General features: G+C 63.7%; 24 protein-coding genes and 1 tRNA gene. 15 read left to right on the forward strand and 10 right to left on the reverse strand.

Translation table 11 applies throughout. The features are described from left to right. Positions 1–109 precede the first annotated feature (109 nt). On the reverse strand, positions 110–2,440 hold the full coding sequence (locus PRtIB026_RS22915; RefSeq protein WP_203651320.1) for an FdhF/YdeP family oxidoreductase: 2,331 nt from the start codon (positions 2,438–2,440) through the stop codon (positions 110–112). 255 nt (positions 2,441–2,695) lie between these two features. Between PRtIB026_RS22915 and moaA the strand changes: the two genes are divergently transcribed. Next, a complete protein-coding gene (moaA, locus tag PRtIB026_RS22920; protein ID WP_203651312.1) occupies positions 2,696–3,700 on the forward strand; it encodes a GTP 3',8-cyclase MoaA in 1,005 nt (334 codons plus the stop codon). Between the two features lie 45 nt (positions 3,701–3,745). Then, on the forward strand, positions 3,746–4,621 hold the full coding sequence (locus PRtIB026_RS22925) for a bestrophin family protein (protein ID WP_203652609.1): 876 nt from the start codon (positions 3,746–3,748) through the stop codon (positions 4,619–4,621). Positions 4,622–4,714: 93 nt separating this feature from the next. Here PRtIB026_RS22925 and moaB read toward each other — a convergent pair whose 3' ends face one another. Beyond that, on the reverse strand, positions 4,715–5,254 hold the full coding sequence (gene moaB, locus PRtIB026_RS22930; protein WP_203651311.1) for a molybdenum cofactor biosynthesis protein B: 540 nt from the start codon (positions 5,252–5,254) through the stop codon (positions 4,715–4,717). A 201-nt stretch (positions 5,255–5,455) separates the two neighbouring features. On the opposite strand from moaB, the gene PRtIB026_RS22935 reads away from it, so the two are divergent. Continuing rightward, complete coding sequence (locus PRtIB026_RS22935) at positions 5,456–6,343, forward strand: LysR family transcriptional regulator (protein ID WP_203651309.1); 888 nt, start codon at positions 5,456–5,458, stop codon at positions 6,341–6,343. Here PRtIB026_RS22935 and PRtIB026_RS22940 read toward each other — a convergent pair. After that, positions 6,331–7,110 carry an AraC family transcriptional regulator gene (locus tag PRtIB026_RS22940; RefSeq protein WP_203651308.1) on the reverse strand — a complete coding sequence of 260 codons (780 nt, stop codon included), beginning with the start codon at positions 7,108–7,110 and terminating at the stop codon, positions 6,331–6,333. The two genes, PRtIB026_RS22935 and PRtIB026_RS22940, sit on opposite strands and share 13 nt — an antisense overlap. A gap of 378 nt (positions 7,111–7,488) precedes the next feature. On the opposite strand from PRtIB026_RS22940, the gene PRtIB026_RS22945 reads away from it, so the two are divergent. From PRtIB026_RS22945 to PRtIB026_RS22965, 5 genes are all read left to right on the forward strand, one after another. After that, on the forward strand, positions 7,489–9,105 hold the full coding sequence (locus PRtIB026_RS22945; RefSeq protein WP_203651307.1) for an APC family permease: 1,617 nt from the start codon (positions 7,489–7,491) through the stop codon (positions 9,103–9,105). A gap of 112 nt (positions 9,106–9,217) precedes the next feature. Then, positions 9,218–10,144: a 4-hydroxyproline epimerase gene (locus PRtIB026_RS22950; protein ID WP_203651306.1), complete on the forward strand. Its 927-nt coding sequence runs from the start codon at positions 9,218–9,220 to the stop codon at positions 10,142–10,144. A gap of 40 nt (positions 10,145–10,184) precedes the next feature. Beyond that, the gene (locus tag PRtIB026_RS22955) at positions 10,185–11,132 is read left to right on the forward strand and encodes a dihydrodipicolinate synthase family protein (RefSeq protein ID WP_203651303.1); all 948 of its coding nucleotides are present in this window, start codon (positions 10,185–10,187) and stop codon (positions 11,130–11,132) included. 156 nt (positions 11,133–11,288) lie between these two features. Then, positions 11,289–12,866, forward strand: a complete 1,578-nt coding sequence (locus tag PRtIB026_RS22960) for an aldehyde dehydrogenase (NADP(+)) (RefSeq protein ID WP_203651301.1) — start codon at positions 11,289–11,291, stop codon at positions 12,864–12,866. A gap of 3 nt (positions 12,867–12,869) precedes the next feature. Continuing rightward, positions 12,870–14,108: an NAD(P)/FAD-dependent oxidoreductase gene (locus PRtIB026_RS22965; RefSeq protein WP_203651299.1), complete on the forward strand. Its 1,239-nt coding sequence runs from the start codon at positions 12,870–12,872 to the stop codon at positions 14,106–14,108. A gap of 119 nt (positions 14,109–14,227) precedes the next feature. Here PRtIB026_RS22965 and PRtIB026_RS22970 read toward each other — a convergent pair whose 3' ends face one another. Then, positions 14,228–15,319 (reverse strand): NADH:flavin oxidoreductase/NADH oxidase, encoded by a 1,092-nt coding sequence (locus tag PRtIB026_RS22970; protein WP_203651297.1) that lies wholly within the window; start codon positions 15,317–15,319, stop codon positions 14,228–14,230. Between the two features lie 53 nt (positions 15,320–15,372). Between PRtIB026_RS22970 and PRtIB026_RS22975 the strand changes: the two genes are divergently transcribed. Next, positions 15,373–15,708 (forward strand): ArsR/SmtB family transcription factor, encoded by a 336-nt coding sequence (locus PRtIB026_RS22975; protein ID WP_052896291.1) that lies wholly within the window; start codon positions 15,373–15,375, stop codon positions 15,706–15,708. 267 nt (positions 15,709–15,975) lie between these two features. On the opposite strand, the gene mqo is transcribed toward PRtIB026_RS22975, so the two are convergent. Beyond that, complete coding sequence (gene mqo / locus PRtIB026_RS22980) at positions 15,976–17,613, reverse strand: malate dehydrogenase (quinone) (RefSeq protein ID WP_198744485.1); 1,638 nt, start codon at positions 17,611–17,613, stop codon at positions 15,976–15,978. A gap of 327 nt (positions 17,614–17,940) precedes the next feature. Further along, on the reverse strand, positions 17,941–18,132 hold the full coding sequence (locus tag PRtIB026_RS22985) for a DUF4223 family protein (RefSeq protein ID WP_023630554.1): 192 nt from the start codon (positions 18,130–18,132) through the stop codon (positions 17,941–17,943). Positions 18,133–18,569: 437 nt separating this feature from the next. On the opposite strand from PRtIB026_RS22985, the gene PRtIB026_RS22990 reads away from it, so the two are divergent. The 5 genes from PRtIB026_RS22990 to PRtIB026_RS23010 all read left to right on the forward strand — a co-directional run bounded on the left by PRtIB026_RS22990 (position 18,570) and on the right by PRtIB026_RS23010 (position 21,414). After that, on the forward strand, positions 18,570–18,878 hold the full coding sequence (locus tag PRtIB026_RS22990) for a type II toxin-antitoxin system RelE/ParE family toxin (protein WP_050704293.1): 309 nt from the start codon (positions 18,570–18,572) through the stop codon (positions 18,876–18,878). After that, on the forward strand, positions 18,875–19,237 hold the full coding sequence (locus PRtIB026_RS22995) for an addiction module antidote protein (RefSeq protein WP_203651296.1): 363 nt from the start codon (positions 18,875–18,877) through the stop codon (positions 19,235–19,237). The genes PRtIB026_RS22990 and PRtIB026_RS22995 overlap by 4 nt, the downstream gene beginning before the upstream one ends. Before the next feature lie 399 nt (positions 19,238–19,636). Continuing rightward, positions 19,637–19,873 (forward strand): hypothetical protein, encoded by a 237-nt coding sequence (locus tag PRtIB026_RS23000; RefSeq protein ID WP_203651295.1) that lies wholly within the window; start codon positions 19,637–19,639, stop codon positions 19,871–19,873. A gap of 31 nt (positions 19,874–19,904) precedes the next feature. Then, the gene (locus tag PRtIB026_RS23005; RefSeq protein WP_203651293.1) at positions 19,905–20,045 is read left to right on the forward strand and encodes a hypothetical protein; all 141 of its coding nucleotides are present in this window, start codon (positions 19,905–19,907) and stop codon (positions 20,043–20,045) included. A 343-nt stretch (positions 20,046–20,388) separates the two neighbouring features. Further along, entirely contained in the window at positions 20,389–21,414 is a 1,026-nt protein-coding gene (locus PRtIB026_RS23010; RefSeq protein WP_203651292.1) for an IS110 family transposase, read from the forward strand. Between the two features lie 374 nt (positions 21,415–21,788). Here PRtIB026_RS23010 and PRtIB026_RS23015 read toward each other — a convergent pair whose 3' ends face one another. Beyond that, a complete protein-coding gene (locus PRtIB026_RS23015) occupies positions 21,789–22,031 on the reverse strand; it encodes a hypothetical protein (protein ID WP_203651291.1) in 243 nt (80 codons plus the stop codon). Positions 22,032–22,042: 11 nt separating this feature from the next. Continuing rightward, complete coding sequence (locus PRtIB026_RS23020) at positions 22,043–22,522, reverse strand: hypothetical protein (RefSeq protein WP_050704288.1); 480 nt, start codon at positions 22,520–22,522, stop codon at positions 22,043–22,045. 311 nt (positions 22,523–22,833) lie between these two features. On the opposite strand from PRtIB026_RS23020, the gene PRtIB026_RS23025 reads away from it, so the two are divergent. Continuing rightward, positions 22,834–23,316 carry a hypothetical protein gene (locus tag PRtIB026_RS23025; RefSeq protein WP_203651290.1) on the forward strand — a complete coding sequence of 161 codons (483 nt, stop codon included), beginning with the start codon at positions 22,834–22,836 and terminating at the stop codon, positions 23,314–23,316. A gap of 104 nt (positions 23,317–23,420) precedes the next feature. Here PRtIB026_RS23025 and PRtIB026_RS23030 read toward each other — a convergent pair. Beyond that, positions 23,421–23,510 (reverse strand) — tRNA-Ser (locus tag PRtIB026_RS23030). A gap of 91 nt (positions 23,511–23,601) precedes the next feature. Beyond that, entirely contained in the window at positions 23,602–24,312 is a 711-nt protein-coding gene (purC, locus tag PRtIB026_RS23035) for a phosphoribosylaminoimidazolesuccinocarboxamide synthase (protein ID WP_016392503.1), read from the reverse strand. Positions 24,313–24,324 lie beyond the last annotated feature (12 nt).

The following is a 24,324-nucleotide window of genomic DNA, read 5'->3' on the forward strand; positions in this document are numbered from 1 at the left end:
GTAGGAGCGGCCTTGTGCCGCGAAAGGGGCGCGCAGCGCCCCCAGGTTTTCGGCATCATGTGAGATTGTCGGGGCTGCTACGCAGCCCTTTCGCGGCACAAGGCCGCTCCTACACCTCCGTGGTGATCGCCTCGATCCGGTTCCCGGCCCTGGCCTTCTCCAGCTTGATCGCCACGAACTTCGAGGTCGGCGTATAGGTCCCCTCGCCATAACTCTCCAGCGGCACCAGCGGGTTGGTCTCCGGATAGTAGGCCGCCGCCTGGCCTTGCGGCACGTCATAGGCCACCAGGCGGAACCCCGAGACCCGCCGCTCGCGACCATCCTCCCAGAGCGACACCAGGTCCACCTGCTCGCCCGGCTCGAAGCCCAGCCGGCGGATGTCCGCCTCATTGACGAACACCACCTCGCGCAGGCCGAACACCCCACGGTAGCGGTCGTCCAGCCCGTACAACGTGGTGTTGTACTGGTCGTGGGAACGCAGGGTCTGCAGAATCAGGTCGGGTTTGTCGCCACGGGCCAGCACCTGGGCGTTGACCAACTGCTCGGGCAGCACGTTCGCGGTGAACCGCGCCTTGCCGGTGGCGGTGCGGAAATTACGGTCCGCAGCATTGTTGCCTAGGTGGAAGCCACCCGGATGCTGCAGGCGCTCGTTGAATTCGCTGAAGCCCGGGATGACGTCGGCGATCATGCTGCGGATGCGAGCGTAGTCGGCAATCGCGTAGTCCCAGTCAATCGGCTTGCTGCCCAAGGTGGCCTTGGCCATGCCGGCGACGATGGCCGGCTCCGAGCGCAGCAGCGGCGAGCGCGGTTTCAGCTGGCCATGGGAGATATGCACCATGCTGAAGGTGTCTTCCACGGTGACGCCTTGCGACCCTTCGGCCTGGATGTCGATCTCGGTGCGGCCCAGGCACGGCAGGATCAACGCATCACGCCCAGTCACCAGGTGCGAGCGGTTGAGCTTGGTGGAAATCTGCACGGTCAGTTCGCAGTTGCGCAGCGCCGCGTGGGTACGCGGAGTGTCCGGAGTCGCCTGGGCGAAGTTGCCGCCCAGGGCAATGAACACCTTGGCCCGTCTCTCCTCCATGGCCTGGATCGCCAGCACCGCATTGTGGCCATGCTCGCGAGGTACCTTGAACTGGAAGCGTTTCTCGAGTGCATCGAGCAGCGCCGCCTTGGGCTTCTCGTCGATACCCATGGTGCGGTCGCCCTGCACGTTGCTGTGGCCACGCACCGGCGACAGGCCGGCACCTGGCTTGCCGACGTTGCCGCGCAACAGCTGCAGGTTGACGATTTCCTGCACGGTCGGCACCGAATGGCGGTGCTGGGTCACGCCCATGGCCCAGCACATGATCACCCGCTCGGCCTTGCGGTACATGCGCGCGGCCAGCTCGATCTCGGCCTTGCTCAGGCCAGACTGCTCGATGATGTGTTCCCACGGCGTGGTATCAACCAGCGTCAGGTAATCCTCGACACCGCTGGTGTGCTCGGCAATGAATGCGTGATCGAACACGGGTGGCTCATCGTTCAACTGCGCCTCGCGCTCCCACTGCAGGAGGAACTTGGCGATCCCGCGCATGGCCGCCATGTCGCCGCCCAGTGCTGGACGGAAGTAGGCGGTGTTGGTCGGTTCGGAGCCGTTGCTGAGCATCTCGAACGGGTGCTGCGGGTGCTGGAAGCGCTCCAGGCCCCGCTCCTTGAGCGGGTTGAAGCAGACCACCTGGGCGCCGCGCTTGACCGCCTCGCGCAGCGGTTCGAGCATGCGCGGGTGGTTGGTGCCAGGGTTCTGGCCGATGACGAAGATCGCATCGGCCAGCTCCAGGTCATGGAACACCACGGTGCCCTTGCCCACGCCGAGAGTTTCGGCCATGCCGACGCCGCTGGCCTCGTGGCACATGTTCGAGCAGTCGGGGAAGTTGTTGGTGCCATAGGCGCGCACGAACAACTGGTAGAGGAACGCCGCCTCGTTGCTGGCCCGGCCCGAGGTGTAGAACTCGGCCTGGGCCGGCGACTCGAGGCCGTTGAGGTGCCGGGCGATCAGGGCGAACGCCTCGTCCCAGCTGGTTTCGACGTAATGGTCGGTGGCTGCGTCGTAACGCATCGGGTGGGTGATGCGGCCCTGGTATTCGAGCCAGTAGTCGGTCTGCTCGAGCAGGGCGCTGACGCTGTAGCGGGCGAAGAACGCCGGATCCACCGAGCGGCCGGTGGCCTCCCAGTTGACCGCCTTGGCGCCGTTCTCGCAGAACTTGACCATGTCACTTTCCGGCGACTCGCCCCAGGCACAGCCCGGGCAGTCGAAACCGCCGTTCTGGTTGGTCTTGAGCATGGCCCGCAGGTTCTTGAAGGCGTTCTCGCTGCCCAGCCAGCTCTTGGTCACGCTTTTGAGCGCGCCCCAGCCGGCGGCCGGCCCCTTGTAGTCCCTGATGTGTTCGTCCTGGCTCATGCTGCGCTTCTCCGCACGGTGTTTTTTCCAGCCTAAGAAGCCGCTCCCAGTGCGTCCAATCGAAATAAATGACAGCGTGATAAACCGTCTCGATCACCCGGTATAGCCCTTGAGCTCCGTGGCCTGCAGCCGTGATAGACGAGACTGATCGAACGGTCGGGGAAAGCAATTTGACGTCACTGGGCGCAGGTTATAGCTTGAACCTTGTCTGCGGCCTTTCGCCGCCCCCAGCCACTGCACAGGTCGAGCGCGAACGTGGAAAAGAACCCCCAGGCCCTGATCGACGGTTTCAACCGCAAAGTCGATTACCTGCGGATGTCGGTCACCGACCGCTGCGATTTTCGTTGCGTCTATTGCATGGCCGAAGACATGCAGTTCCTGCCGCGCCAGCAGATTCTCAGCCTCGAGGAGCTGTACCTGGTCGCCGAGCGCTTCGTCGCCCTGGGCACCCGCAAGATCCGCCTGACCGGTGGCGAGCCCTTGGTGCGCCAGGGCATCGTCGGGCTGTGTGAGCGCATCGCCGCCCTGCCCGGCCTGCGCGAACTGTGCCTGACCAGCAATGGCTCGCAGCTCGGCCGCCTGGCCCAGCCGCTGTTCGATGCCGGCGTCTCGCGCCTGAACATCAGCCTCGACAGCCTTGACCCCGAGCGCTTTCGTGCCCTGACCCGCACTGGCGACCTCAAGCAGGTGATCGCGGGGATCGATGCCGCGCGCGCCGCGGGCTTTCGCCGCACCAAGCTCAACGCGGTGGTGCTCAAGGGCCGCAACGACCACGAAATCGTCGACTTGGTGCGCTTCGCCATCGACCGCGAGCTGGACATCTCCTTTATCGAAGAAATGCCTCTGGGCGTCATCAGCGAGCACGAGCGCGGCGAGTCCTTCTGCTCCAGCGACGACGTGCGCGCCCGCCTGGCCGAGCACTTCACCCTGGTCGAGTCAGCCGAATCCTCCCAGGGCCCGGCGCGCTACTGGCGCCTGGCCGAAGCCCCCGATACCCGGGTCGGCTTCATCTCGCCGCACAGCCACAACTTCTGCGCCACCTGCAACCGCGTGCGCCTGACCGTCGAAGGCCGCCTGCTGCTGTGCCTGGGCAACGAGCACTCGGAGGACCTCAAGCAGGTCCTGCGCCAACACCCCGGCGACAGCGCCCGCCTGGAAAAGACCCTGCGCGACGCCATGCAGCTCAAGCCCTACCGCCACCACTTCGAAGTGGGCGGCGAGGTGCAGATCCTGCGCTTCATGAACATGACCGGCGGCTGATCGGCCGCCTCTGGAACCGTCTTGATCGTCCACTCACGCCCCGACATGCTGCGCGTGCTGTTCACCCTCAAGGGCTCGATCGTCCAGCGCATCGCCTTGCGCTGCCTGGCGGTGACCTTGCTGGCGGCGCTGATCGTGCTGATCGAGCGGCACTATCCGGCGCTGTTCTACCCGGTCAGCGCCACGCCCTTCACCCTGCTGGGGCTGTCGCTGTCGATCTTCATGAGCTTTCGCAACAACGCCTGCTACGACCGCTGGTGGGAGGGTCGCAAGGCCTGGGGGCGGATGATCATCGAGGTGCGCTCGTTCGTGCGCGAAAGCGTGGCGATCGAGGATCAGCAGTTGCGCGCGCAGATGCTGCGGGGCCTGTGCGGCTTCGCCCATGCCCTGAATGCCCGACTGCGCAACGAAGACGAACTGCCCTTGGCACGCACCTGGCTGGCCGAGGGTGCGCCGATCACCGCGCACAACGTGTGTGATGGCATCCTGCGCGATATCGGTGCCCAGTGTTCACGGTTGGCGAAGGACGGCGCGATCAGCGAATTCCGCTACACCCTCTTCGAACAGCGCCTGGCCGGCCTGTCGGACGTGCAGGCTACCTGCGAGCGGATCAAGGGCACGCCGCTGCCGTTCCCCTACACCCTGCTGCTGCACCGCACCATCTACATCTTCTGCCTGCTGCTGCCGTTTGCCCTGGCAGAACCGCTGGGCTGGCTGGCACCGTTGTTCACCACCATTGTCAGTTACACGTTCTTTGGCCTGGATGCGATCGGCAACGAACTGGAAGACCCGTTCGGCCGGGACGAGAACGACCTGCCGACCGATGCGATGGTGCGCACCGTCGAACGCGATGTCCTGGCGGCGCTGGGGCATGAGCCGCTGCCACCGGCGTTGGTGCCGGTGGATCATGTACTGAGCTGAAAAACCATCGCGGGGCAAGCCCGCTCCCACGCCAATAAGACACTGATCTGTATTGGCGTGGGAGCGGGCTTGCCCCGCGATAGGTCCTGGAGATTAACTGCGACTTTCGCAGGCCGCGATCGGCTTCAGGTGCGCGACAAAGTTGCACGGCCGGTGCCGCGCATCCAGCTGCTCGGCCAGGATACCTTCCCAGGCCGTGCGGCAGGCGCCGGTCGAGCCCGGCAGGCAGCACACCAGGGTGCCGTTGGCCATGCCGGCCAAGGCCCGGCTCTGCACGGTCGAGGTGCCGATATCGAGGATCGACAGGGCGCGGAACAGCTCGCCAAACCCATCGATGCGCTTGTCCAGCAGGCAGTCCACCGCCTCCGGCGTGCTGTCGCGTCCGGTGAAACCGGTGCCGCCGGTGATCAGCACCACCTGCACCTGGTCATCGGCAATCCAGGTGGCGACCTGGGCGCGGATCTTGTAAAGGTCGTCCTTGAGCAGCTCCCGCGCCACCAGGCGGTGGCCCACGCCGACGGCGCGGCTGGCCAGCAGCTCGCCGGAAGTGTCGGTGTCGTAGGTGCGGGTGTCGCTGACGGTCAGCACCGCGATGTTCAGCGGTACGAACACCGCGTCCGGTTTCACGCTCATGGCCTTTGCTCCAGGATTGGCTTCGCGGCCACGGTAGAGACAAGCCCCGGCAGCGTCCAATCGATAGGACGTACCGGATGATCGACGATTTCTATCGCCGCTATCGGCCCCACGACCGGGTCGGTGAAATGTACATCAAGGATTAGCCAGGTGCTTCACTCTTGGTTAAGGTCTACCCACCCCGCAACCCCAGGCCGCACCATGGACATCAAACAGCTCAAGTTCCTCATCGCCCTCGACCAGACCCGCCACTTCGGCCAGGCCGCGGCGCTGTGCCACATTACCCAGCCGACCCTGTCCATGCGCCTGCGCAACCTCGAGGACGAACTGGACCTGGTGCTGGTCAAGCGCGGCCAGCGCTTCGAAGGTTTCACCGAAGCCGGCGAGCGCATCCTGGCCTGGGCCCGCACCCTGCTCGCCGCCCATGACGGCCTGCAGGCCGAGGCCGCCAGCTGCCGCGGCCAGGTGGTCGGCAGCCTGCGCCTGGGCACCGTGCCGCTGGCCAGCTTCAACCCCATGCAACTGCTGATGCCGCTGCGCGAGAAGTACCCCGAGCTGCACTTCCAGCTGTCGTCGCTGAGCTCCGAGCAGGTGATCGACGGCCTGAGCCGCAACCAGCTCGACCTGGGCATCTGCTACCTCGACCAGGTTAACACCAGCTTCTTCGAAGTGATCGAGCTGAGCACCACCACCATGGGCCTGCTGCACGACACCCGGCACTTCCAGTTCGAGGCCGATAGCCTGCGCTGGGAAGACCTCGGCGAGCTGCCGCTGGGCCTGCTGAGCAAGGGCATGCACTACCGCCAGTCCCTCGACCTGAGCTTGCGCAGCCGGGGCCTGGCGCCCAATGCCGTGCTCGAGAGCGACTCGACCTTCCAGCTGATCCAGGCGATCAACACCGGCGTGTGCTGCGCGATCATGCCGCTGGACTGCGGCCTGGAAGACCTCAGCAAGCACATGCGCATCATCCCGGTGCAGGAAGCCAGCATCCACAGCCCGGTCGGCCTGCTGCTGCGCCGCAGCGAGCCGCGCTCGGCCATCGCCGAGCAGTGCTTCGACGAGGCCCGCGCTCTGTTTCAACCCTCCTGAGCTGTCGCCTGGCGGTACTGCCGCGGCGTGAAACCGGTCAGTTGCCTGAACTGCCGGCTGAAGGCGCTGTGGTCGGTGTAGCCACAGCGCAGGGCCACCTCGATGATCGGCAGGTCGCTGTGCAACAACTGGTGCGCATGCTCCAGGCGGGCCTTGTGGATCATCTGCCGGGGAGTGAGGTGGAACACCCGCTTGCAGTAGCGTTCCAGCTGCGCCACCGAGATCCCGGCGATGCGGGTCAGCTCGCCCATGCTGATCGGCTGGTGGAAATGCGCGCGGATATGCGCATCCACCGCCGCCAGGCGCTGGTAGGCGGGGTGGGTGTCGGCGGCTGACTGCAGGTCGACGGAAATGCCCACCAGGCCGATGATCGTCCCCGCCGGATCGTACAGCGGACGCTTGTGGGTCAGGCACCAGCCCGGTTCGCGGCTGCCGTACAGGTGCAACTCCAGCTGGTCCTCCAGCACCAGGCCCTGCTCCAGCACCCGTCGGTCCTGCTCGGTGTAGCCGGGGCCCAGGCGCGCCGGGAACACCTCGGCGCTGGTCTTGCCCAGCAGCGGTTGCAGGTGTTTCAGGCCGCAGCGCTGGACCAGTGTGCGGTTGGCCAGGACGTAGCGGGCCTGGTCGTCCTTGATGAAGATCGCCGCATTGGCGATCACGTCGAGCATGGGCAGCAGCCAGACCACACCGGTGAGCAGGGCCTCGAGGGATTCGGGGCGGTGCTGGTCGAGGGTCTGGTACAGGGTTGCCAGTGAGTCGTGTGACATTCAATCAGGTCTCCGGTGGCAGGGCCGGCCTCTTCGCGGGACAAGCCCGCTCCTACAGGAATCGCGCCGATCTCGAAGCACGCGCAATACCTGTAGGAGCGGGCTTGTCCCGCGAAGAGGCCGGTATTGCCACTGCATCTCTCCAGCCCTTGCCGGCTATACGATCCAGCCTATCCAGCCACCGCCCAATCTCGCCAGCCTTTTCTTCAACTGTGCCGATTTCGTCACCCACCTTGCAGAAAACCATCAAGAACCGACGCCCCGATCGGTCCACTCTATGCCCCACGCAAGCCGCCCCATGACTTACTAGAACGCGGCGCATGCCGCCGCATCGTGACATCAGACCTGCCTATCCAAAACCTACAAAAAGGCGCAACCATGTCAGGCAAATTCAAGAAACAGCTGTCCCTGCTGGACCTCACCTTCATCGGCCTGGGCGCCATCTTCGGCTCCGGCTGGCTGTTCGCCGCCAGCCACGTCTCGGCCATCGCCGGCCCGGCCGGCATCCTCTCCTGGTTCCTCGGCGGCTTTGCGGTGCTGCTGCTGGGCATCGTCTACTGCGAGCTCGGCGCCGCCCTGCCACGGGCCGGCGGCGTGGTGCGCTACCCGGTGTATTCCCACGGCCCGCTGCTGGGCTACCTGATGGGTTTCATTACCCTGATCGCCTTCTCCAGCCTGATCGCCATCGAGGTGGTCGCCTCGCGCCAGTACGCCGCAGCCTGGTTCCCGGCCTTGACCAAGACCGGCTCCAGCGACCCGACGGTGCTCGGCTGGCTGGTGCAGTTCGCCCTGCTCGGATTGTTCTTCCTGCTCAACTACCGCAGCGTGAAGACCTTCGCCAAGGCCAACAACCTGGTCAGCGTGTTCAAGTTCATCGTGCCGCTGCTGGTGATCGGCGTGCTGTTCACCGTCTTCAAGCCGGAGAACTTCGAGGTCCAGGGTTTCGCGCCGTTCGGCCTGTCCGGCGTGGAAATGGCGGTGTCGGCCGGCGGCATCATCTTCGCCTACCTGGGGCTTACGCCGATCATCTCGGTGGCCAGCGAGGTGAAGAACCCGCAGCGCACCATCCCTATCGCGCTGATTCTCTCGGTGCTGCTGTCCACCGCGATCTATGCCCTGCTGCAACTGGCGTTCCTCGGCAGCGTGCCGACCGAGATGATTGCCAACGGCTGGGCCGGAGTGACCAAGGAGCTGGCCCTGCCCTACCGTGACATCGCCCTGGCCCTGGGCGTCGGCTGGCTGGCCTACCTGGTGGTGGCCGACGCGGTGATCTCGCCCAGCGGCTGCGGCAACATCTACATGAATGCCACCCCACGGGTGATCTATGGCTGGGCGCAGACCGGCACCTTCTTCAAGTACTTCACCCGCATCGACGAGCAGTCCGGCATTCCGCGCCCGGCGCTGTGGCTGACCTTCGGCCTGGCGGTGTTCTGGACCCTGCCGTTCCCGTCCTGGGAAGCGCTGATCAACGTGGTGTCCGCCGCCCTGGTGCTGAGCTACGCGGTGGCCCCGGTGTCGGTCGCCGCCTTGCGCCGCAATGCCCCGGACATGGCCCGGCCGTTCCGGGTCATGGGCATGGGCGTGCTCGGCCCGCTGTCGTTCATCATCGCCGCGCTGATCGTCTACTGGTCGGGCTGGAACACCGTGTCCTGGCTGCTGGCGCTGCAGATCGTGATGTTCGTGCTGTACCTGCTGTGCCGCCGCTTCGTGCCCACCGAACACCTGTCGCTGGGCCAACAGGTGCGCTCGTCGGCCTGGCTGATCGGCTTCTACGCCGTGACCATTTTCCTCTCCTGGTTGGGCAGCTTCGGCGGCCTGGGTGTGATCGGCCATCCGCTGGACACGGTGATCGTCGCCGCCAGTGCCCTGGGCATCTACTACTGGGGCGCGGCCACCGGCGTGCCGGCCCGGCTGGTGCGGCTCGATGGCGAGGATGAAAGCGAAGCGGGTACCGAAGCCAATCGCGGGCACGAGCCGGCTGCACTGGCCTCCTGAGAACTGACGGGAACTCGTGGGAGCGGGCTTGCCCCGCGATTCAGGGCAAGCGACCTCATCGCGGGGCAAGCCCGCTCCCACGATTGCCCCACACTTTGGAATGAACTGACCTATGAAAGAGATTCACGTCATCGACTCCCACACCGGCGGCGAACCGACCCGCCTGGTGATGAAAGGCTTCCCGCCCCTGCACGGCCGCAGCATGGCCGAGCAACGCGACGAACTGCGCGAGCTGCACGACCGCTGGCGCCGCGCCTGCCTGCTGGAGCCTCGCGGCAACGATGTGCTGGTGGGCGCGCTGTACTGCCCGCCGATCTCTGCGGATGCCACCTGCGGGGTGATTTTCTTCAACAACGCCGGCTACCTGAGCATGTGCGGCCACGGCACCATCGGCCTGGTCGCCTCGCTGCACCACCTGGGCCTGATCGAACCGGGGGTGCACAAGATCGACACGCCGGTCGGCCAGGTCAGCGCCACCCTGCATGACGACGGCGCCGTCACTGTCGGCAACGTGCCGTCCTACCGCTACCGCCGGCAGGTGGCAGTGGACGTGCCGGGCCATGGCCTGGTGCATGGCGACATCGCGTGGGGCGGCAACTGGTTCTTCCTGGTTTCCGACCACGGCCAGCGCATCGAACTGGACAACCGCGAAGCCCTCACCGACTACACCTGGACCCTGCTCAAGGCCCTCGAGGCCCAGGGCATCACCGGCGAACACGGTGCCCCGATCGACCATGTCGAGCTGTTCGCCGACGACGCCAACGCCGACAGCCGCAACTTCGTCATGTGCCCCGGCAAGGCCTACGACCGCTCGCCCTGCGGCACCGGCACCAGCGCCAAGCTGGCGTGCCTGGCCGCCGACGGCAAGCTCGCCGAAAGCCAGACCTGGGTCCAGGCCAGCATCACCGGCAGCCAGTTCCACGGCCGCTACGAACGCGACGGTGAACGCATTCGCCCGTTCATCACCGGCCGCGCCCACATGACCGCCGACAGCACCCTGCTGATCGACGAGCAGGATCCGTTCGCCTGGGGCATCTGACCCCTTCATTTCCCACTGAATACCGCCAGGAGTGACAACAATGACCGACAACATCTTCACCGGCACCATGCCCGCCCTGATGACCCCCTGCACCGCCGAGCGCAAGCCGGACTTCGACGCCCTGGTGCGCAAGGGCCGCGAACTGATCGACGCCGGCATGAGCGCGGTGGTGTACTGCGGCTCGATGGGCGACTGGCCGCTGCTGACCGAGGCCGAGCGCCAGGAAGGCGTGGCGCGCCTGGTGGCCGCCGGCATCCCGACCATCGTCGGCACCGGCGCGGTGAACACCCGTGAAGCGGTGTCCCACGCTGCCCACGCCGCCAAGGTCGGCGCCGCCGGCCTGATGGTCATCCCCCGGGTGCTGTCCCGCGGCGCCTCGCTGACCGCCCAGCAGCATCACTTCTCGGCCATTCTCGCCGCCGCGCCGAAGCTGCCGGCGGTGATCTACAACAGCCCCTACTACGGTTTCGCCACCCGCGCCGACCTGTTCTTCGCCCTGCGTCGCGAGTACCCCAACCTGATCGGTTTCAAGGAGTTCGGCGGCGCCGCCGACCTGCGCTATGCCGCCGAACACATCACCTCCCAGGACGATGACGTGACCCTGATGGTCGGCGTCGACACGCAAGTGGTGCATGGTTTCGTCAACTGCAACGCCACCGGCGCCATCACCGGCATCGGCAACGCGCTGCCGCGCGAAGTGCTGCAACTGGTCAGCTTGAGCAAGCGCGCCGCCAAGGGTGATGCCAAGGCCCGACGCCAGGCCCGGGAGCTGGAATCGGCGCTGGCGGTGCTGTCGTCGTTCGATGAAGGCTGCGACCTGGTGCTGTACTACAAGCACCTGATGGTGCTCAACGGCGACACCGAGTACCGCCTGCACTTCAACGAAACCGACGCCCTCACCGACGCCCAGCGCCACTACGCCGAACAGCAGTACGCGCTGTTCCGCACCTGGTACGCCAGCTGGTCGGCCGAGCAGAACCAGGCTTGATATCGAGGACAGCCCGCCCCCCTGTGGGAGCGGGTTCACCCGCGAACACCGGCAAGGCCGGTGCCATGCACCGAGTTGCTTGTTTCGCGGGTAAACCCGCTCCCGCAGGGCTGCGGTACGCCCTTGAGTCTGAATTTAATTCCAAAGGATGTCCTCATGCCCCTCACCGGCAACCTGCTAATCGGCCAACGCTCCGTGGTCGGCACCGAAGCACCGATCCGCGCCATCGATCCGGCCAGCAACCAGGCCCTAGAACCCGCCTACGCCGGCGCCAGCGCCGAGCAGGTAACCCAGGCCTGCACCCTGGCCTGGGCAGCCTTCGATGCCTACCGCGAAACCACCCTCGAACAACGTGCCCACTTTCTCGACACCATCGCCGAGCAGATCGAAGCCCTGGGCGATGCCCTGATCGACCGCGCCAACACCGAGACCGGCCTGCCCAAGGCGCGTCTGCTGGGCGAGCGCGGCCGCACCTGCGCGCAACTGCGCACCTTCGCTCGCGTGGTGCGGGCCGGTGAATGGCTGGATGTACGGGTGGACAACGCCCTGCCCGAGCGCCAGCCACTGCCACGCCCCGACCTGCGCCAACGACAGGTTGCCCTGGGCCCGGTGGCGGTGTTCGGCGCCAGCAATTTCCCGCTGGCCTTCTCGGTGGCCGGCGGCGACACCGCCTCGGCACTGGCCGCCGGTTGTCCGGTGGTGGTCAAGGCTCATGGCGCGCACCCCGGCACCAGCGAACTGGTAGGCCAGGCCGTGGCTCGGGCGGTCGCGCAGTGCGAGCTGCCCGAAGGCGTGTTCTCACTGCTGTACGGCGCCGGCCGTGAGGCCGGTATCGGTCTGGTCAGCGACCCGCGCATCAAGGCCGTCGGCTTCACCGGCTCGCGCAGCGGCGGCCTCGCCTTGTGCCAGGCCGCCCAGGCACGTCCGGAGCCAATCCCCGTCTATGCCGAAATGAGCTCGATCAACCCGGTGTTCCTCTTCGAAGCCGCCCTGCAAGCCCGAGCGGAACCTCTGGCGCAAGCCTTCGTCGCTTCACTGACCCAGGGCGCCGGCCAGTTCTGTACCAACCCCGGGCTGCTGATCGCCCGTCAGGGGCCGGCCCTCGAACGCTTCATCAATGCTGCCGCCGAGCATGTCCGGCAAACCGCGGCGCAGACCATGCTCACACCCGGCATTGCCAGCGCCTATGCCAATGGCGTCGCCGCACTGGCTGAGAACCGCAATGCCCGACAGATCGCCAGCGGTCAGCCCCATCAAGGCCCGAACCAATGCCGGGCGCACCTGTTCGTTACCTCGGCCCAGGCGTTTCTCGCCGACCCGGCACTGCAGGCCGAAGTATTCGGCTCCGCCTCGCTGCTGGTCGCTTGCGACAGCGATGAACAGGTCCGCCAAGTCGCCGAACACCTGGAAGGGCAGCTGACCGCCACCCTGCACCTGGACGCCGCCGACCTCGACTGCGCCCGCCAGCTGCTGCCTACCCTCGAACGCAAGGCCGGGCGGATTCTGGTCAACGGCTGGCCGACCGGGGTCGAGGTGTGCGACGCGATGGTCCACGGCGGCCCGTTCCCGGCCACCTCCGACACCCGCGGCACCTCGGTAGGCACTGCGGCGATCCTGCGTTTCCTGCGCCCGGTGTGCTACCAGGACTTCCCCGATGCACTGCTGCCCGATGCGCTGCAACAGGGCAACCCGCTGCAACTGCGCCGCTTGCTCGATGGCCGACGGGAAGGCTGAACCATGACCGCCACTGACACGGACATCGCCGTGGTCGGCGCCGGCATTGTCGGCGTCGCCTGCGCCCTGCAACTGGCCCGCCAGGGCCGCCGGGTGCTGCTGATCGATCGCCAGGCGCCGGGCCACGGTGCGTCGTTTGGCAATGCCGGGCACCTGGCCACCGAGCAGGTGTTTCCCATCGCCGACCTGACGATTCTCAAGCGCCTGCCGGCCATGCTGCTGGACCCGATGGGCCCGTTGCGCCTGGACTGGAAGTACCTGCCACGGGCCCTGCCCTGGTTCACCCGCCTGCTGCTCAACCTGCGACCGGCGCCGTTCCAGCGCAGCGTCGCAGGCCTTCGAACGTTGAACGAAAGCAGCCTCGGCGCCTGGCAACGGCTGCTTGCATCCATCGACCGCAGCCACCTGCTCAAGGAAGACGGTTCGCTGCTGGTGTTCGAACGCCACGAATCGCGCCAGGCGCTCGCGGCATTGCGCGCCCGCCTGCAGGCACAGGCCGTGCCCGTGGACCTGTGGTCGGCCGAGGCGGTAAGCGAAGCGGCGCCGCAGTTGAGTCCGTCGATCCTGGGCGGCCTGTTCTTCCCGCGCACCGGTCACTTCCTCGACCCCTACCAGGTGGTCTGCGAACTGTTCAGCGCCGCCAGGGCCAGCGGCGTGCGCTTCCTGCGCGCCGAGGTCGATGGTGGCCGGGTGCATGGCCAGGGCATCAGCCTCGCCAGCGACCAGGGCAACCTCGAGGCCCGCCAGGTGTTGATCAGCGCAGGCGCACATTCGGCCAGGCTCACGGCCGCCCTGACCGGTCGGCAGGTACCACTGGATACCGAGCGCGGCTACCACCTGATGCTGCCAGCGGAGCATCAACGCCTGCCATTCGCCGTCACCTCGCTGGAGCGCAAGTTCATCATGACGCCCATGGCCGACGGCCTGCGCCTGGCCGGCACGGTGGAATTCGCCGGGCTCGAGGCGCCGCCGAGCATGCAGCGGGCATGGCAACTGCATCGGTTGAGCAAGGGCTTGTTCCGGCGTGAGCTGGATGCCGAGGGGGCAACGCCGTGGATGGGGTTCCGGCCTTCGTTGCCGGATTCGCTGCCGGTGATCGACCGGGTGGCCGATGGCAAGGTGCTGCTGGCGTTCGGGCATCAGCACCTGGGGTTGACCCAGGCGGCGGTGACGGCGGAGTGGGTGGGGCGGTTGGCTGGGGGGGCCGAGGTGGAACAGGCATACCGGTTGGATCGGTTCTGAGATTGCCGGGGGGCGCTTTGCGCCCCTTTCGCGGCACAAGGCCGCTCCTACAGGGGGATGCGTTCCGTGTAGGAGCGGCCTTGTGCCGCGAAAGGGCCGTAGAGCGGCCCCATGCGATATCAGCGATAACGCTCCAACCAATGCGCATAAGGCGCCGGCAGCGTCCACGCCGCCTTGTCCACGCCCAGGGCCTTGGCTGCAGCATACGGCCAGTGCGGGTCGGCCAGGTGCGCACGCCCCACCGACACCAGGTCGAGCTGGTTGGCCTGCAACGCGCCCTCGGCCAGCTCCGGCGTGCCAAAGCCCCAGGCCGAGGTCACCGGCAGCTTCGCCTCGCGGCGCACCCGCTCGGCGATCGGCCCCAGGAATGCCGGGCCCCATGGGATGTTGGTCTGGGGAATAGTGAAGCCGACACTGACGCTCAGCAGATCGAGGCCGCCGGCCTTGAAGCGACGGGCCAGTTCAACGGACTCCTGCAGGGTCTGCTCGTCACGGCCATCGTATTCCACCACGCCAAAGCGAGCGGTCAGCGGCAGGTGCTCCGGCCACACTTCACGTACCGCAGCGAGGGTTTCCAGCAGGAAACGCGTACGGTTGTCGAAGCTGCCCCCATAGGCGTCGGTACGCTGGTTGGAGTGCTCGGAGAAGAAACTCTGGCCCAGGTAGCCATGGGCGAAGTGCAGTTCGATCCACTCGAAGCCGGCATCGCGGGCACGGCGCGCGGCATCGACGAAGTCCTGCTTGACCCGGGCGATATCGTCCAGGGTCATGGCCTTGGGCACTTTCGGCAGGTGGCCGCCAAAGGCGATGGCGGACGGGGCGATGGTGTCCCAGCCACGGGCATTGTCGGCGGCGATATGATCGTCACCTTCCCAGGGGCGATTGGCACTGGCCTTGCGGCCGGCGTGGGCAATCTGGATGCCTGGCACGGAACCGGCAGCCTTGATCGCCTTGACCACCGGCACGAAGGCCTGGGCCTGGGCGTCGTTCCAGATGCCGGCGCAGCCGGGGGTGATGCGCCCTTCCGGGGACACCGCGGTGGCCTCGACCACCACCAGGCCGGCGCCACCACGGGCCAAGCTCGCGTAATGCACCTGGTGCCAGTCATTGATCAGGCCATTCTCGGCCATGTACTGGCACATCGGCGGAATGGCAATGCGGTTGCGCAGGGTGACATCTTTGAGGGTATAGGGTTCGAACAAGGCGGCCATGAGGTAACTCCAGGGACGGGGGTTGGATACGATTGTTCGATCATATTCGAACTATGGCAATTTGTGAAACCCCCGTTATCATGTCGTCCATGCGAGCCTATACCCACCCCAACCCCGAAGACCTGACGCTGGAGCGCCTGCTCTACGCCCTGAGCGACCCTGTGCGCATGGAAATCGTCCGTCGCCTGGCCGGTGTCGCCGAAGCCAGCTGCGGCGAGCTGGACGGCGGCCGGCCCAAGTCGAGCATGTCCCATCACTTTCGCGTATTGCGCGATTCCGGGCTGGTGCACACCCGCAATGTCGGCACCACGCATATGAACTCGCTGCGCAGCGAAGAACTCGAAAGCCGCTTTCCGGGGTTGCTGGGCAGTATTCTCGAGCAGCGTTGAGGTGCACCCGGCCAGGCCAACCTCAAGCCTTGCGCAATCCCTGTAGGAGCGGCCTTGTGCCGCGAAAGGGCCGCATTGCGACCCCGGCGATCGTTGCTCAACGCCGAGATGCTGGGGCCGCTTCGCAGCCCTTTCGCGGCACAAGGCCGCTCCTACAGGGGTAGGCGTCAATCCCTTGCCCGATTCTCAGGCATAAAAAAACCACGAGGCCGCCGGTGGCGACGCTCGTGGTGGGTGTTGCCGGGCAAGTCCGGCAACCGTCTGGCCTTACAGCGCCATGTCGTTCGCAGGCTTGCTCTCGACCGGTGCGGCTGGCGCCACGCTGGTCTTGACGCTCTGGTCGATCACCGGCGGCTTCTCCAGCTGCAGGACTTCGGCGGTGTAGTCCCACTCTTTCTGGGTGGCGGCGGCCGAATCGTTCAGCTTGGTACCGTAGCTCGGGACGATCTCCTTGATCTTGGCCTGCCACTCAGGGGTAGCGACCTTCTCCTTGAACACGGTTTCCAGCACGTTGAGCATGATCGGCGCGGCGGTCGAGGCACCTGGCGAGGCGCCCAGCAGGCCGGCGATGGTGCGGTCTTCGGAAGCCACGACCTCGGTGCCCAGCTTCAGCACGCCGCCCTTGTCGGCATCACGCTTGATGATCTGCACGCGCTGACCGGCCTGCCACAGTTTCCAGTCTTCCTTCTTGGCGTTCGGGAAGTAGGTCTGCAGGGCGGCGAAACGGTCGTCGTCGGACTGCATCAGCTGGCCGGCGAGGTACTCGACCAGCGGGTACTGATCGATGCCGACACGGGCCATCGGCCAGACGTTGTGGGTGGTGGTGCTGCTCAGCAGGTCCAGGTACGAGCCGTTCTTCAGGAACTTGGTCGAGAAGGTGGCGAATGGCCCGAACAGGATCACGCGCTTGCCGTCCAGCACGCGGGTGTCCAGGTGCGGAACCGACATGGGTGGCGCGCCGGTCGAGGCGATGCCGTAGGCCTTGGCCATGTGCTGCATGGCAACGGTCGGGTTCTCGGTCACCAGGAACGAGCCGCCCACCGGGAAGCCTGCGTATTCCTTGGCTTCCGGGATGCCCGACTTCTGCAGCAGCTTCAGCGCGCCGCCGCCGGCACCGATGAACAGGAACTTGGCGTCGGTGGCGTGCTCGGTGCCATCCTTCAGGTTCTTGTACTCGACGTGCCAGGAGCCGTCTTCGTTGCGGGTGATGTCCTGCACTTCGCTGGACAGCTTCAGGTCGAAGTTCTCTTTGGTCTTCAGGTGACCAACGAACTGACGGGTGATCTCACCGAAGTTGACGTCGGTGCCGATCGGGCTCCAGGTCACGGCCAGCTTCTGGCTTGGATCGCGGCCTTCCATCATCAGCGGGACCCACTTGGCGATCTGCGCGTGGTCTTCCGAGTACTGCATCGAACGGAACAGCGGGCTGGCCTGCAGGGCGTCGTAGCGCTGCTTCAGGAACTTGATGTTGTCATCGCCCCAGACGAAGCTCATGTGCGGGGTGGTGTTGATGAACGAGTGCGGGTTCTTCAGCACGCCCTGGCGTACCTGCCAGGACCAGAACTGGCGGGAGATCTGGAACGACTCGTTGATCTCGATGGCCTTGGTGATGTTGACCTTGCCATCTTTGTCCATCGGGGTGTAGTTCAGCTCGGCCAACGCGGAGTGGCCGGTACCGGCGTTGTTCCAGCCGTTGGAGCTTTCTTCGGCGACGCCGTCCATGCGCTCGACCATTTCCATCGACCAGCTCGGTTCCAGCTCGTTGAGCCAGACCGCCAGGGTGGAACTCATGATGCCGCCGCCAACCAGCAGCACGTCGACTTTCTTGGTGTCTTCGGCGTGCGCTTGCATGAAGCTCGCCGCGACTGCCAGACCCAGCAAGGTCTTGCCAGCTTTCTTGAACATTGATCGATTCCAGTCAGTAGAACGGAGGGTGGGCCTGTGGCTGGCCCAGGTATTCCATGTTCTTCAGCGCAGGCTTGTTGTGATCATTGTTCAGCAGCCAGAGAGACATTGGACGCGCCAGCCTTTGGTCGGATTGACCGACAAGGCTGAAACGATTTACGGATTGTAACCGAATTGCCAGCACAAACAAACGCGCGCCAGGGCGTCAAGACGACAGGTTGCCACGCGACAAGCCACCACGCCCCGGAAAACAAAAACCCCCGGCCACATCCATGGCCGGGGGTCTTGGATCAGGCCGTGAACGACCCGATCAGGGTATTTCCAAGATTACTGCTGCTGAGGCAGTTTATCGATCGGGCCGCAGCCGCCGATGATCTTGGAGATGGAAACCGATGGGTGGAACAGGTAGTCGTACGAGCAGTTCTTAGGCTGGTTGTAGACCTGGCCGGTGCAGCCGGACAGCAGGGCAACGCCCGAAACGACAGCAACAGCGACAGTAGCTTTGATCAGCTTTTTCATAAAAATCCTTTAGTCCATGATCCACCATCAAACTGATGGCGCGCGGATCATACGGGAAAAGGGGGTGTGAGCGAAAGGTGTTAGTACAGATGCACTAGTTGACGGGGGTCAACTAACAAGTTGTCGGCACGGTAACTAAGTGTAATGAACTACTTGCTAAAACGTTACAGGTTGGCGTGGTTCGCACAGATCGCCCTTACCGGAAATAGCTCGATTCCCTGGGACTGATGCCTATCCCGAGTGAAAAGCATGGACTTCCCTCTGTCCGTAGTCCTTTTCCCAGTCGGATGTCCCCTTCCTTCAAAGCATTGCAACCGCCCGAATCGCTCTCTAGCCTCAGGCCGTCACTGCGCTGAATCGAGCGTCGTCCGGCTTGGCGCCTGATCCGAAAATACCACCCACATGGACAAGGAGTAGCCAGTAGGCTACTTTCATGCATGAGTAACCTGATCGACACAACGCCGGAATTTGAATCCTGGCTCGATGGCGTCAAGGACCCCATCGGCAAAGGTGCGATCGCCGGACGGATTCTCCGCGCAGAAGGTGGCAACTTCGGTGACACCGAACCCGTCGGCGACGGTGTCAGCGAAATGCGCGTGTTCATCGGGCCTGGTTACCGCATCTACTATGTGCGGACAGGCATGGCGCGCTATTTGATGCTCTACGGCAGTGACAAGACTGATCAAGACAGAGGCATCAAGCGAGCGAAGGACATTCTCGATGCCCTGCGAGGTAAAAGAAGATGAGTAGAAAAGCCGAGTCTGGCGATATGCCGATCCTTGACCTGGAACTGAGCAACACCAACCGCTTCGAGGCCTCCCGCTTCCTCGACAACCCCGAAACCATTGCTGCCTTCCTGGCAGAAGCCATGCACAGCAACGATGCCCAGACGCTGATGCAGGCCATCGGTGAAGTTGCCAAGGCCATCGGTGTGAATCAGTTTGCCCAAGATGCAGGCGTTAACCGCGAGTCACTCTATAAAACGCTCAAGGGAGGGGACAAGACGCGCTTCGCTACCGTCCAGAAGCTGATGCTTGCACTAGGTGTAGAGCTGACAGTAAGGCCGCTCGAGTCCGGCAACCTCTACAGCAAGAGAAGCCGATAAACAGGCGATAGCATGAAGTGAAAACGGAGTTTCCCGCAAAGAGCCAATAAGTGATCTGAGGATTGAGAAGACCAACTTGCTGGCAATTCCTTTCAGCTTCCTACAGATTTTCATCAGACTTTCCTGATTCCCTGTAGTCCATTTCCCAAGCACACTTTTTCCCCATTCAAGCCATTGCAGCTACTCGGTTCGCGGCCTAGTCTCGACCCGTCGTTGCCAACTCAACGACCGGCTTTGACAGGCCGAAGCTCAGAACGCAATGGCTGCTTCATGGCAGTTGTGCGTGGGGCACATTCGTGTGCGCCGGGAACCTGAGCCTCGGTCTGTCAACCTACGTACAGCTGCCTCCATTGGTTTGACAGCTTGTGGTGGACGCCCCAAATTGCTCAGGTTACTACCATGATAAAAATTGTCCCCGACCCTCCGCTACAAGCATCCGACTCGCCTCATACCCTAGAGGATCTGCTCGTCCAAATCGCCGAGTACCTCGTCTGCGCCCTCACCGCCGCCCAACACGCCGCCATGATCCACAGCAAACCGCCGGGCCAGGTCATGGCCCTGACCGCCGCGCATGAAATCGACAACGCACGCAGCTTGGTCGAAATGGCCTTGAGCCGTGTACAGGCAAGGCATTGATAGCGCCCTGACAACAACAAGGAGTACCGGCATGACGCAAGACAAGCGCATCACCATCGTCGGCATCGGCAGCTTTGGCGAAAGTGGTGAAATCGATAACGAAACCCCACTATTTCAGGTCGTTGCAGGCCACCCCATGGACTATGCCCTGGAACAATTTCAAGGTCTTTAGGCGCAAGAGCGCTTGACCGAGTGAGGGCCACCAGGTAACCGCCGCGCCCCTTGCAGCTCCTACCAGATCGAGCGCCGCCCGCGCGGCGCATCGCGGATGAATCCGCTCCTACATCTGTTTCGGGCCAGTCAATCCTGCGCCATTACCGGGCCCGCCCTGTGGGTACGACGCGGTCTCAGTGTGGGCACCACTGCCGCTCCACCTATCTCAAGACATGCACCAAGGCGGGCAACCATGGCCTTACAGGTTCGGCACGTTGCAACAAATAATGAAATGGCTACCCCCGCCCCACCCTGTGTCAGCCCTCTAAGCTTTCACAGGGTGCCTATCGGAGTGCAACGCCATGAACACTGTCGCCATCATCGCCATCGACCTGGGAAAGTTGAGCTTCCATGTACACGCTCAGGATGATCGGGGTCATGAGCTCTATCACCGCAGGTTCAACCGTGAGTCACTCATCCGCCACCTTGCCAATCTTGCGCCCTGTACGGTGGCGATGGAGGCCTGTGGTGGCTCTCATTTCATGGCGCGAGAGGTGACGAGACAGGGTCATACGCCCAAACTTATTCCCGCACAGTTCGTTCGCCCCTACGTGAAAAGCAACAAGAATGACTTTGCCGATGCTGCCGCTATCGGTGAGGCGGCAACCCGCGATCAGATGCGCTTCGTGCCTCCCAAAACCGAGGCCCAGCAGGCGCTGGCGATGCTCAATTCACTGCGCGACAGCTTCATCAGAGACCGTACTGCCACCATGAGCCGCATCCACGCTTATTTGCTCGAGGTGGGGGTCAGTTTGGCACCCACCTTCAAGGCGGTCCGGGAGCTCCCCATTCTGCTGGACGACAGTACCTTCTCACCGTTGATCAAGAAGCTGTTGCTGGACCTACATGCCCACTTCCGCTATCTCGATGATCGGATCAAGGCTCTGGACAAGGAAGTGCATAGCCAGGCCGTTAGCGATGATCTTGCTTCCCGTTTGATGTCGATACCTTGTATTGGCCCGATCACCGCTACCGCCCTGGCTGCGGAATTGGGTGATGGTAAGCAGTTCCGCTGTGGGCGAAATTATTCAGCCTCCATAGGCCTGGTTCCCAGGCAGCACACGACAGGCGGCAAACCTTGCCTGGGGCGAATCAGCAAGCGGGGCGACGGCAATCAGCGACGACTGCTGATCCAGTGCGCGAGGGTCTATCTGATTGGGCTGGAGCGCAAAACCGGCAAGCTGGCGGACTGGGTACGTGGCTTGCTACGTGTTCACCACCCCAACCTGGTGGTGTGCGCTATCGCCAACAAACTGGCCCGAATCGCCTGGGCCATCACGGCACACCACAGCGAATTTGATGCAGGGTCAAGCGCCATGAACGCTTGACCCTGCAGACACACGAGTAACAACCCACCTGGTTTTGCGATGCTGCACACAGATGACGTGAACGGTATACCGGCCTGGCGATCAACCTGAGCTCCTACTCGGCTTCAGAAGCCGAACAAATATCTAGGCTCGTCGGGCGCGATTTTCATCGAGGCGCGGGACCAACCTCCCACACGACGCCGTATAGATTGACGCAAACCAAACTCACGCACATCTCAGTACAGTATTGCAGAAATGGGGGTAACCATAGATGTAGGAGCGGATTCATCCGCGATGCGCCGCGCGGGCGGCGCTCGATCTGATAGGCGATGCAACGCTAACGTCGAACACCTTGAAAAACCTCAGCCAAGATACCTGCAAGGACCTTGATCGCATCACCCAACTTGCTCGAATCGCCGCCGCCTCACGAACAGGCCCACGCCCACCCCCGTGGCAAGCACCGACAGCAATCCCAGGTCCAACCCGAACGAACGGATCTGGCTCACAAGGATGCAACCGACGACACCAACCACCGCCAACGCCACCCCGAGCCACTTGCGCAGCGCGTAAGGCCTGAGAAACCGATCCAGCAAGCCGTAGAGCACCAGAGCGATGACCGCATAGGTAATTTCGGACACAGGCGTCTCCCTCAGGTCTTGATGATCAGGGTCGAAGTGGTGTGCTGTGGCCCGATGCCGCCATTGACCTGCGCCTCGATGCTGACCAATACATCACCGGCATGGTAGGTAGGCAGGACATCATTGGCATAGGCGCGCACCCCAGCGCCCACCGGCACGCCAACATAGGGCGATGCCACAGAACTCGCGGCGGCGGCGAACGCCGAGGCGGCAAGGTTGGCGACCTTGGTGCGCTGGGCATTGAGGGTATCGCCCTGCTGGCGGGTCAAAGGCTTGGAGATACCGATCTTCATCACGCAGGGCAGCCCCTTGGCCAGCATCCTGTCGTAAGTCTCGACGACCTTGCTGTTGACCTCGTAATGGGCGCTTCTCGCCTCACCGAAATGCAGCTCGCGCAGGCGTCCGCGCTCACTGTCGGTCAGGGTGATCTGCGAGACGTTGAAGACGATCCCGTGATTGCCCATGTATTGGAAAGTCCCTTCGAACTTCATTGCACGCATCCTTTCGAGGCAAAGGGTGCGATTCTCTACAAGGCGCGGCAGGTACGCAAACGGTGGCATTTGGCTATACAGCCTATCGCCCTGTTGCGAGTAGTCCATTTCCGAATCGGGCTTCCAGGCCCGCCGAAGCATTGCCGTTGACCAGGTACCGCTCTAGGCTCTGTTCATCGCTGCCACATCGACAGCACCATCAAGAACATTGCAGATGCCCCACAAGCCGTATGGACGATGCCCAACAGCATCGAAGACCATGGACGAGCAGAGCGTGGTGCTTCAGGCGCTATTCGAAGCGGAGGGCGTAGATGTCTCAAAACGATATGCCAGACAGCCGGCTGCAGGCGCCCTGGGCCAACTATTTTCAACGGCTTTATGCAGCAGGCATGAGCCTGGGTAGACATGACTCGCCATCAGAGAAGATTGATACCGTAACCATGAATGACCTGCCCCGTGACGAACTCAACGCCAAGCTCGAGACCATCGAGATCAAGATGGACGCGCGGGTAGAAGCCATCGCGTCGAAAATCGATGGTTTTCTCGTTGCCCAGAGTGAGCGCGACAAGCGCTTGGACGACTCGATCGCAGGTGTGCGCCGCGACATCGATCGATTGGGGAGTCTGAAGCTGAATATCTGGGGAGCCATGCTTACCGCTGTTGCGCTGGGCGTAACGGTGGCGGCTCTGAGCGTGACGTTCTATCAAACAGGTAAAGGCGACATCGCTATCCCGCCCCTGTCGTCACTTGCGATAGAGGCCCCCGCCTCAGTTCACATCGCTGCCGACGAGTAAAGGCAAACCGCTCCATCTGCCCTAAAACTGCCTTCATGCGCCCCCCTGAAACGACGAAGCCCCCGAAAACTCAACGTTTTCGGGGGCTCCGACTACTTCGCATATGGCGGAGAGATAGGGATTTGAACCCTAGGTACTGTTGCCAGTACAACGGATTTCGAATCCGTCCCGTTCGACCACTCCGGCATCTCTCCAATGGCGCGCATCATACCAGCGATTTCGTTTCTGGCAAACCTTTTTTGAAAAAAATTCGCGTGGTATCAGGCGCTTGCGTGAACGCGCCGCTTACAGCGGCACGCCCAGGCGTTTGGCAACTTCTTCGTAGGCTTCGATCACGTCACCCAGACCCTGGCGGAAGCGGTCCTTGTCCATCTTCTTGCGGGTCTCCTTGTCCCACAGGCGGCAGCCGTCCGGGCTGAATTCGTCGCCCAGAACGATCTGGCCGTGGAACACGCCGAACTCCAGCTTGAAGTCGACCAGCAGCAGGCCTGCGTCGTCGAACAGCTTGCTCAGCACTTCGTTGACCTTCAGCGACAGCTTCTTCATCTCGACCAGTTGCTCGGCGGTGCCCCAGCCGAAGGCGACAACGTGGGATTCGTTGATGAAGGGGTCACCCTTCTCGTCGTTCTTCAGGAACAGCTCGAAGGTGGACGGCTCCAGCTTGATGCCCTCCTCCACGCCCAGTCGCTTGACCAGGCTGCCGGCGGCGTAGTTGCGCACCACGCACTCGACCGGGATCATGTCGAGCTTCTTCACCAGGCACTCGTTGTCGCCCAGCAGCTTGTCGAACTGGGTCGGCACGCCAGCTTCTTCGAGCTTCTGCATGATGAAGGCATTGAACTTGTTGTTCACCATGCCCTTGCGGTCGAGTTGTTCGATGCGCTTGCCGTCGAACGCCGAGGTGTCGTTACGGAACAGCAGGATCAAGCGGTCGGCGTCGTCGGTCTGGTAAACCGATTTGGCCTTGCCGCGGTAGAGTTCGTCGCGTTTTTCCATGATGGGCTCCGC

Origin of the sequence: Pseudomonas sp. RtIB026 (assembly GCF_016861355.2) — a bacterium.
In the GTDB taxonomy this organism is placed as follows: domain Bacteria; phylum Pseudomonadota; class Gammaproteobacteria; order Pseudomonadales; family Pseudomonadaceae; genus Aquipseudomonas; species Aquipseudomonas peradeniyensis.